This is a genomic window from Microcoleus sp. BM001215392, from assembly GCF_036700185.1.
Classification (GTDB): Bacteria; Cyanobacteriota; Cyanobacteriia; order Cyanobacteriales; family Microcoleaceae; genus Microcoleus.
The window spans coordinates 1-8,075 of the sequence record NZ_JAUBOJ010000358.1 but is presented as its reverse complement, the minus strand read 5'-3'; the positions used below and the strand labels follow the sequence as shown (position 1 = coordinate 8,075).

The window sequence follows — 8,075 nt, the reverse complement described above, 5'->3', positions numbered from 1 at the left end:
GGGACTTCATGCCTCCCACGTCATGTCATAGATGACTATACTTTTACAAGCTATTAAGGACAAGCAAGTTATTTGCCTGCAAATCCCCGATAATTACAGATATATGGAACCGGAGTTAGTAGAGCTTTTGCAGGCGAAACTGGGCTTATATATGGAAATGCCAGATCGGGAGATACATTTTATGCAGCGAGTTTTGGAACCGGAAGTGATGGATTCCTTGGAAGAGGCGATCGAATACGATTCGATGGACTTTACTGAGGTTAATGCTGCGTTTGCCAAGAGTGCGGCTGCTTTGGGGCCAGTTTTTGGAAACGTTTTGGACGCGGGGACGGGTACGGCGCGAATTCCAATTGCCCTCACTCAACTGCGGCCGGAATGGAAATTGACCTGTATTGACTTGTCGGCAAATATGCTGAAAGTTGGAGAGCAGAATGTCGAAAAGGCCGGAGTGCGATCGCAAATTAATCTCGAATTAATTGATGCTAAAGCCATGCCTTACCCTGAAAATAGTTTTGACATGGTGATTTCCAACAGCATTATCCACCATTTGCCCGATCCTGTGCCGTTTTTCCAGGAAGTCAAGCGAGTCTTAAAACCGAACGGAGCAATATTTTTACGGGATTTACTGAGGCCTCTGGATGAGACAATCAAGGATAATTTAGTTCAGATGTACGCCGGAGATTGCAACTCGCATCAGAAACAGTTATTCGGCGATTCCCTGCAAGCAGCTTTTACCTTGGATGAAGTTGAGGCGATGCTGGAAACTGCGGGATTAGATGGGTTGAGGATTTATGAATCTTCGGACAGGCACTGGACGGCCGAGCGGGCTTGGATGTAATATCAATTCCGTCAAGCATCAGAATCATTCATCTCTCTCTTGTCTGGCTCCGCCTCAACAGCGTCAAGAGCGGTTAAATCACCTGACGGTACAACCGGAATTAATATAAAGTGTAGATTGGCGATCGAACTAAATTTTTCCTACTCGCTCCATAATTACCTCATATCCATCAAAGTTGTTCGATCGTTCCCAATGCAAGTCCTCAAATTTCCATCGGGAGTTGTATTGGGAACGATCGAACCAAGTTTTGCCGCTTATCTACTCAATCAACGTTTGAAATTTTGATGAGGACTTGCATTGGGAACGATCGAAACAAGTTTTGCCGCCGAGCTAGTCAATCTAACTTTTTAGTACCGAGGATTACCCGATCGCGCCCTGCGTCTTTAGCTTGATAAAGCGAACGGTCGGCTCTTGCAATCAAATCTTTTTTTGAGGTTTCCGGTCGAGGAACCGTACTCGCTACTCCCAAGCTCAGTGTAACACAAGCAGACACAGGTGACTTAATATTCTCAATTGCCAGTTTTTTTACCCATAGTCGAATTTGTTCTGCAATCGAGACAGCAATCTCGGGTGAAGTTCGTGGCAAAATTACCGCAAACTCCTCACCGCCGTAACGAGCCACCAAAGTCTGCTCCGAAACTTCGCCTGCTGAGGAATTTACCGCCTCAACAATTGTTTGTGCTACCTGTTGCAAACAAGCATCTCCCGCCTGATGTCCGTAAGTATCGTTGTATTTCTTAAAAAAATCAATATCGCATAAGATTAACGATATTTCTGCTACTTCTTCTCCTAATTTATGCCATAATTCCTCTAAATATTCGTTGAAACAGCGACGGTTTGCTACCTGAGTTAAACCATCGGAGTTAGCAAGGCGATACAATTCAGAATTTGCTGATTGCAATTGCTGATTGGTTGCTTCTAACTCAGATTTTGTCACAGATAAATTGTAGTAAAGCTCGCTAATATACCAAGTAGCTTTTTGGTGAATTTGAGACAACGCAACCAACACTTGATGCACGTCTAACAGTCGGTAAACTTGAGCTTCTAACTGCACCACAATCGGTTCGTAAAGCTGTTCCGGCGGCCGTTGGACTGCTCGCTGAGCTGCCATCACGATTAAGGCTACTCCTGGTAAAATCAAAATATCGGTTTTAGCCATTTGATACAAAGCCGCAATCGGCCGACAAGCAAATATATCTACTCCATAAGGGCGGCTCATGTGTTCCATAAATCGCCGCCGCGATATCATGCCGAAATATTCGCCATTTACTGTTAATATAATTCCCGGAAGCAGTGGGTGAGCTTGAAATATCTTCGCTACCTCTTTGGCTGGCGAGGAACCTTCAATCTGAAAATTGAAGACAGCCAGATCCTTGAGAGTAGACTCTAAAGATAAATTTTCGGGTGGTTTGTTAGGCGAGTTAGATGGCGTGATAAATTCCACAGACACAGCGCAGACCCGAATAAACAATAAAGTAAAAATAAAGCTAGTGTCAGCTATCAAATTGGATATTAACATTTATTGATTGGCTGTGACTGTATTCTGGATTACACTGTTTTTCCCAAACAAGCTAATATTTTATATATTTTTTTAGTTAAAATACAAGTTCCATGTCAGCTTTGAACCCTGAACCCATAAATCACCTTAATTATTTTATAAAAAACAGAAATATTTATGAGTTTCTTGGTAATCTAATAAATATTGGTTTATCCTCATTCAATGATGTGCTTATAAAATTATCGATGTATTTTTAGGTACGCAAAAACGCACCTAAAAATGATTGTAACACCAGAAAATAACTGAGACAGCACGAAAAAAGCTCAACCAACATATAGCCTTTCTCAGAAAGATGAGGTACGACTGGGGATAGGGCATTGGCCTCCGTGGCCTCCGTGGCCTCCGTGGCCTCCGTGGCCTCCGCGAGCATACCTCACTTTTTTGAGAACCGCTATAGTTGTTTTAAAAGAGCGATACTGTCACGAAATTTTGCTGTAGAAAAAGTTGCTTGTTTGTAGGCAATTTTTTAATTAAACACCAGGAAAGAAGCAATCTAAAAATTGTCTCACCAACCCAAAGTTCCGATTCCTCCCTTAAACGGGCCGACAATATCTTTAGTAATCCAACCACCGTAAAAATCGCCCGGTTGAGCTTGCACTAATTCCCCATCCACATAACAAGCATCCATCTTGCTCGGATAAAAAGCCACATAATCTTTAATAGCGGCAAAAACCTGATTTGGCTCGGGATAAAACCAACCAGCATTTACAACTTCCTTCAGACCTACCGTCACAGTATAATAGCCAGCTTGTCCCTTCCACTCGCACCAAGAACCCCGTGAAGTTTTATGCAAATATTCCATTTTGATGTCCTCGGGAGAGATATAGTAAACAGGAGGGTGACTGGTCTCCAATACCCGCTGAGATCGACCAGTATCGGCGATCGTCACTTCATTAAAAATTATCTGTACGTGTTTGGTAGATTCCTCAAGGCGAGGGGGACGAGGGTAATCCCAAACCGACTCTTGACCGGGGCCTGGCTCTATGCGATCGAGGTTCACTGACACAATCTCCCTAGAAAAACAACAATCAGCGGCTGAAGTTTACAATTTAATGTACTCTAAGTCTAGTTGCCAACCCAGACAGTCCTCAGCTTTTCTCTAATCTCCGTAATATGAGCATTCGCGGTATAGATGTTTCAGACTACCAGCCCAACGTCAATTGGCCAGCAGTTGCCAAGGGAGGGATTCTGTTCGCATTTGTCAAATCTACCGAAGGTGCAACGTTCGTTTCCCAAACATTCGCCCCCAATTGGGCCCGAATGAAAGCTGTGGGGATTCAACGCGGTGCTTATCACTTTTTTCGACCCGAAAGCAGCGTTCAAGGACAAATTGATTTGTTCCTGAAAACTGTTAAGCTCGAAGCGGGGGATTTGCCCGCAGTCTTGGATGTGGAAAGCACAGGCGGTTTAAGCGGGGACGAATTGTGCGATCGCGCGACAATTTGGCTCGAAGCAATCGAAAAAGCCACCTCAATGCGGCCGATAATCTACACTTTCCCCGGATTCTGGGACAACCTCGGGACAAAGCGCTTGGCCGATTACCCGCTGTGGATTGCTCACTATACCAGTGCTGACCAACCTTGGGTACCAGGCGGCTGGAAGACTTGGACTTTTTGGCAGTACAGCGACACTAGCAGTGTGTCCGGCGTCTCGGGCAATGTAGACGGGAATATTTTTGAAAGCGTCCGAGAAGGCGCTGTCAATTATAAAGTTGCAGACATCCAGAGGCAATTAAGAAGTAAAGGTTTCTATCAAGGCGCGATGGATGGCAAATTTGGAGCCACCACCACATCCGCCCTCATCTCGTTTCAAAAATCTCAAGGTCTGACTGCCGACGGTCTGGCAGGAATCAAAACCTGGGCCGCGTTGATGAGAAAATCTCCCAAAGTAATTGTCCCCCCCCCAGCGCCGACACCAACTCCCAAGCCAACTCCAACGCCAACTCCGACACCCGCCCCAGTACCACCCGCGCGGCTGACTGAGGTATTCTCATCTTATCAAGCCAGCGCTAGCCAAGATACTGCCTTGATTTGGCTGCAAAGTCAAGTTTCTACCTCTGTTTTAGGGGAATTTGCTCAAAAGTGGCGAACAACCGCCTTCCCTCAAGATACTAATTTGCGATTGATAGATGTCAGCAAATTTTATCGCGGTTTGGCAGAACAAGACCAAGCTTTAGATTGGCTGCAAAAACAACTTTCTCCGGCTGTAATTGCCGAGTTTGCGCAAAAGTGGCGTTCTCAATCTAATGCTACAAATTCTCAGATTCGGTTGATAGACGCCTGTAAATTTTATCGCGCCGCACCAAACCAAAACCAGGCTTTAGATTGGCTAGAAAAACAAGTCTCGCCGACAACTCTATCCGACTTTCTTCGCCGATGGCAGAATGCTGGCCGTGATAGTAAGTAATATTATTTCTGGTAAAATAACCCCGGTCACGTTGGTAGTGAGGACGAAGAGTCCTCAAAGTTTTTAAGAGGACTCTTCGTCCTCACTACCAACCAATCTTATTTGTGTGAGGTACAGATTGGTAATTAGCAATTGGTAATTGAGCCTTTACCCTTCAGGCTAAAAGCCTTATAGCTTTTAGCTTCTAGCTTTTAGCTTCAGAATGGGTTGCTACCATCTTTGACGCTAAGAGAATTATCTGATAAAGTTATAGCCAATATCAACGTTTTTTAATCTTATTCTCAAAAATCCAGGGCCCTGCCGAGTTTGTACCAGCGCCAAATATAGCGCCTGCACTCTAATCACCAGCGATCGCACTTGCAAAAGCCAGCGGGCAGCCTGTAACAATTGTATCTATGGAAATCCCCTTTAACATCACCCTGTTGATGGTCATGACCGTCACCTGTGGTATCAGCGCTCAAGTTCTAGCCGCTTATCTGAAAGTTCCGGCGATCGTCTTTTTGCTGCTCTTCGGCATTTTAGCAGGGCCAGACTGCTTGGGACTGCTACACCCAAATCTGCTCGGTAGCGGTTTGGAAGTAATGGTTTCCCTTTCTGTGGCCTTAATTCTGTTTGAAGGCGGCTTGAATTTGGAATTGCGAGATTTAGGCAAAGTTTCCGGTAGCATTCGCAATTTAGTTACTTTCGGCACTTTAATTACCCTGATTGGCGGCGGAATGGCAGCACACTGGTTGGGGGAATTTCCCTGGCCGATCGCATTTCTGTATGCTTCCCTAGTAGTCGTCACAGGCCCGACAGTCATCGGCCCTTTGCTCAAACAAGTATCCGTTGACAAACAAGTCGCCGCCTTACTAGAAGCCGAAAGCGTTTTAATCGATCCAGTCGGAGCAATTCTGGCGGTATTGGTACTGAATATTATTTTAAACGGCAATGCTGATTTATTGGTCTTGTTTCGAGATTTAATCGTGCGCCTTTTAGTTGGCGCAGTCGTCGGAGTTGCCGGAGGTTGGCTGCTGGGATTCATTCTCAAGCGATCGAAATTTCTCTCAGAAGACCTGAAAAATTTAGTAGTCTTAGCAGGCTTGTGGGGATTATTCGGCTTATCCGAAGAACTCCGCAGCGAATCAGGACTCATGGCAACCGTCCTCTCCGGCATCGTTCTCAGATCCGCTGCTGTCCCAGAAGAAAGGCTGCTGAGGAGGTTTAAAGGTCAACTCACAGTCCTTGCTATCTCCGTACTGTTCGTGCTGCTGGCAGCCGATTTATCCCTCGCTAGTGTAGTCGCCCTCGGTTGGGGAAGTTTGTGGACAGTTTTAGCATTAATGTGGGTAGTGCGGCCGATCAATGTGTGGCTGTGCACGTGGAACAGCGGGCTGAATTGGCGACAAAAATTGTTTGCTTGCTGGGTAGCGCCGAGGGGAATCGTCTCAGCGTCGATCGCCTCTTTATTTGCAATTTTGCTCACCCAGCGCGGCATCAACGGTGGCGACTCAATTAAAGCCTTAGTATTCCTGACAATTATCATGACAGTTTTCGTCCAAGGGTTAACAGCCGGACGGATAGCTCAACTTTTAGGAATAACCTCAAAATCTGCAACGGGTGCAGCAATTGTCGGATCGAACCCTTTAAGCAGATTAATTGCTCGCTTATTTCAAGAACGCGGAGAATCTGTGGCAATTATCGACACAAACCCGGAAGCTTGCGCGCAAGCAGAACGAGAAGGTTTGCGAGTGTTTTTGAGCAGCGCTCTGGATCACAGCGTTTTAGAAGAAGCCGGACTTGAGTCGATGGGAACATTTTTGGCAATGACTAACAATGGCGAGGTAAACTTAGTATTAGCTCAACGAGCAGCCGAAGAGTTTGCACCGCCGAGGGTTTTGGCATTATTCCCCAAAGACCCGCAAGCAAATGCGCCTGCAAATAATAGCAAAATCAATCAAGCCTTTGTCTCCGATTTGTCGCTGAAGGATTGGAACGAATATTTGACCGACGGCGAAGTAAAATTGGGGGAAACCGAGTTAAACAGTGAGGGATTGCAGTTTCAGATTGCTCACTTGCAAGCTTTGGTGCAAGCCGGGGAGTTGGCGCCGCTGCTGCTGGAAAGACAGGGATACTTGCAAGTAGTGTCGGCAACAGAAATTTGGCAAGCGGGCGATCGCATTATTTACTTACTGTACGATCCGACACCGAAATTGTTAAAAAGATTGTCTGGTGCGTCGCAGTCTCGCTTGACTTTGGAAAAGCATCAGGTAGTTGAACAAGTGCCGATTCCCGAGCCGGTTTTAGAGCAGGTTTTGGAGGTAGCCATAATCGATAAGCAAGCAGAAGTTTTGCTACCGCCAGTTTCACGTTAGGCATAAATCGGAATGATTTAACTCTTCTAGGACGCAGAGAACGCAGAGGGAGAGCAGAGAGAGATGAATAATTACGATTTTGAGATTGAGACGCGATCGCGAACAAAGGTTCATTCCACAGTCCGCCAGGGAATAAATTCCCTGTCGAGAAAGCGCAAGTCCTCTCAAAGAGGACTGAAGAATATAAATCATTAGTTATGACCCGGCGGTTGAAACCGCTACTACACAGACAAAATCGGCCTGCGCGGATTAAAGAATAAAGCAGACAAACCCGGATTTGGTATTAGTCCTCATAGCGAGGACTTTCGCTATGAGACTCTTAATTCATTCCCTGGCGGACTACCCGGTGGGCGGGAGGACTGAGCAGATGACAGCTTAAGTTAACACCAACGATCGCGATTAAAATTTAGGATCGAAAAATTGAGCAGATTCGCTATTGAAAAAAAACTTACTCGGCCTCCCCAATTAACGTGAAAGCCGCCCAATTTCGCGGATTAGAATGAGTTTTCGTTTTCATCGCGGCTAACATTGCTTGCCGCAATGCCTGTGCTTTATTTGGGTTTTTGTGAAGGTTTTGATAAAATGCCTGCATTAATTCGGCTGTAGGCGCATCGGGAACCGCCCATAAAGAAACAATTACACTCGGTACTCCTGCCGAAATCAAAGCACGCGACAAACCAATCACTCCATCCCCCGTAATTCTGCCGAATCCAGTGTTGCAGGCGCTCAAAACAACTAAGCTGGCTTGCAGTTTCATGTCGAAAATTTCCTCTGCGGTCAATAAGCCGTCATCAGTACCAGAAGGAGCAAGGGCGATCGCACTTCCCAATCCGCGCACATCATCTAGCAATCCATGCGTTGCCAGGTGAATAATTGATGCTTGCGGCATTTTTTGGACGATCGCAGCTTTTGTCCCTTG

Annotated in this window: 6 protein-coding genes; 3 read left to right on the top strand and 3 right to left on the bottom strand. The window is 45.8% G+C overall.

From position 1 onward, the window contains the following. Positions 1 to 181: 181 nt before the first annotated feature. Positions 182 to 838 carry a class I SAM-dependent methyltransferase gene (locus QT974_RS27585; RefSeq protein ID WP_333471595.1) on the top strand — a complete coding sequence of 219 codons (657 nt, stop codon included), beginning with the start codon at positions 182 to 184 and terminating at the stop codon, positions 836 to 838. A gap of 334 nt (positions 839 to 1,172) precedes the next feature. Here the strand turns inward: QT974_RS27585 and QT974_RS27580 are convergent, their stop codons facing one another. Both QT974_RS27580 and QT974_RS27575 read right to left on the bottom strand, forming a co-directional pair. Next, complete coding sequence (locus tag QT974_RS27580; RefSeq protein ID WP_333471593.1) at positions 1,173 to 2,357, bottom strand: GGDEF domain-containing protein; 1,185 nt, start codon at positions 2,355 to 2,357, stop codon at positions 1,173 to 1,175. A gap of 544 nt (positions 2,358 to 2,901) precedes the next feature. Next, entirely contained in the window at positions 2,902 to 3,396 is a 495-nt protein-coding gene (locus tag QT974_RS27575; RefSeq protein ID WP_333471594.1) for a DUF427 domain-containing protein, read from the bottom strand. A gap of 113 nt (positions 3,397 to 3,509) precedes the next feature. Here QT974_RS27575 and QT974_RS27570 point away from each other — a divergent pair, with 113 nt between their 5' ends. Together QT974_RS27570 and QT974_RS27565 are read left to right on the top strand one after the other, a co-directional pair. Continuing rightward, positions 3,510 to 4,802, top strand: a complete 1,293-nt coding sequence (locus QT974_RS27570; protein ID WP_333471592.1) for a GH25 family lysozyme — start codon at positions 3,510 to 3,512, stop codon at positions 4,800 to 4,802. A gap of 395 nt (positions 4,803 to 5,197) precedes the next feature. Next, positions 5,198 to 7,156 (top strand): cation:proton antiporter, encoded by a 1,959-nt coding sequence (locus QT974_RS27565; protein WP_333471591.1) that lies wholly within the window; start codon positions 5,198 to 5,200, stop codon positions 7,154 to 7,156. A gap of 448 nt (positions 7,157 to 7,604) precedes the next feature. On the opposite strand, the gene QT974_RS27560 is transcribed toward QT974_RS27565, so the two are convergent. After that, positions 7,605 to 8,075: CHAT domain-containing protein (locus QT974_RS27560; RefSeq protein ID WP_333471590.1), on the bottom strand; the 471-nt coding region annotated here is incomplete at its 5' end.

Coding starts and splice junctions, on each gene's coding strand:
- QT974_RS27565 (WP_333471591.1), top strand. CDS start 5,198: ATGGAAATCCCCTTTAACATCACCCTGTTGATGGTCATGACCGTCACC.
- QT974_RS27580 (WP_333471593.1), bottom strand. CDS start 2,357: ATGTTAATATCCAATTTGATAGCTGACACTAGCTTTATTTTTACTTTA.
- QT974_RS27585 (WP_333471595.1), top strand. CDS start 182: ATGCAGCGAGTTTTGGAACCGGAAGTGATGGATTCCTTGGAAGAGGCG.
- QT974_RS27570 (WP_333471592.1), top strand. CDS start 3,510: ATGAGCATTCGCGGTATAGATGTTTCAGACTACCAGCCCAACGTCAAT.